Origin of the sequence: Collinsella sp. CLA-AP-H1 (genome assembly GCF_040092945.1) — a bacterium.
GTDB lineage: Bacteria > Actinomycetota > Coriobacteriia > Coriobacteriales > Coriobacteriaceae > Collinsella.
In genome coordinates, this window is the sequence record NZ_JBBNKO010000035.1 from 1 (window position 1) to 1,457 (window position 1,457).

Genomic DNA, 1,457 nt, shown 5'->3' on the forward strand with positions numbered 1-1,457 from the left:
TGTGAACTGCGCCCCGAAACTTGGACTGAATAAATAGCGACTACGCCGCAAGGGCCTGGTTCCGGAACTCCTCCGGCGTCAGGCCCTTCAATCTTACCTGCCTGCGCCGCGCGTTCCAATGGGCTATGTACTCTTCCAGGTCGCGCTTGAAGTCCCCGAAGCTGCCCCACTCCCTGCCGCGGTAGAACTCGTCCTTCACGTGGCCGAAGAGCTGCTCGGTGGCGGCGTTGTCGATGCAGTTCCCCTTGCGCGACATGCTCTGGGTGATGCCCGCCCCCTCCAGCCTGGAGGTGTAGGACTCGTGCTGGTACTGCCAGCCCATGTCCGAGTGCATGGTCGGCGCCGCCCCGTCGGGCAGGGCCTCGAGGAGCCGGTCGAGCATCCTGTGCTGCTGGGCGAGGTCCGGTGAGGTCGATATGTCGCTCGCCACGATCTCCTTCGTGCAGAAGTCGAGCACCGGGGCCCAGTAGGCCTTGGCGCCGGCCACCTTGAACTCGGTGACGTCGGTGCCGAGCTTCTGCCACGGCCCCTCGGCGCCGAAGTCCCTCGCGATGACGTTCTCGAACGTGCTCCCCACGAGCCCCCTGTAGGAGCTGTACCGGCGGCGGGAGCCCCGGCGGCGTATCCCGCACCGGATGCCCATCTCGCGCATCATCTTGAGCACGGTCTTGTCGGCCACGACCGCGCCCAGCTCGGCGCGCAGGCACATGGCTATCTGCCGGTGCCCGCAGCCGTTGGCGGTGCGCGAGAATATCTCGGCCGCGGCGTCGCGCAGCTCGGGCCTGGTCGGCCTCCGCGGGTGCGCCAGCGCGTAGTAGTAGGTCGACCTCCTGAGCCCCGAGCACTCCAGCAGGTGGCGCAGGGAGTGCCCCTCCGCGCGCAGCGCCCTCACCGCCTCGGCCGCCGCCCTGGTCAGAGCCCGTCCCGCTCGACCAGGGCGCGCAATTTTTTTAGGTAGGCGACCTCGGCCTCGAGCCTGCGGCAGCGCTCCTCGAGCTCCTGCTCGCGGGTGCGGGCCCGGGGTTTCGACCTCGACCCCCTCGGCCTGCCCTTCGGGCGGGGCCGCAGCGCCTCGGCGCCGCCCTCGCGGTAGAGCCTGCACCAGCGCTCCAGCGGGGACTTCGACCTGATCCCGAACTCGGCCATGGCGTCGGCCTTCGCCATCCCGCCGTCGACCACGGCCGACGCCGCGGCGACCCTCTGCTCGAATGTGTAACTGGATTGTTTCCCGCCCATGGACAGCAGCGCCTCGCTTCCGAACGCCCGGTATACCCACTGCCATTCTCTCACGGTCTCGCGGGGGACGGACAGGGCCTCGGCCGCCGGCTTGCAGCCGACGCCGGCGTCGAAGAGCTCGACGGCCCGCCTCCTGGACTCCAGGTCGTGCTTCACCCTGAGGTCTATACTCATGGAAAACCTCCCATTTCCCGATGTCCAAGAAATGGGAGGCAGTTCAC

General features: G+C 68.4%; 2 protein-coding genes. Both read right to left on the reverse strand.

Going from position 1 to position 1,457, the window contains the following annotated elements:
• Positions 1 to 40: 40 nt before the first annotated feature.
• Positions 41 to 892 carry an IS3 family transposase gene (locus AAAV44_RS09770; RefSeq protein ID WP_338404381.1) on the reverse strand — a complete coding sequence of 284 codons (852 nt, stop codon included), beginning with the start codon at positions 890 to 892 and terminating at the stop codon, positions 41 to 43.
• A gap of 20 nt (positions 893 to 912) precedes the next feature.
• A partial coding sequence (locus tag AAAV44_RS09775; protein ID WP_349115460.1) for a helix-turn-helix domain-containing protein occupies positions 913 to 1,457 on the reverse strand: 545 nt, incomplete at its 5' end.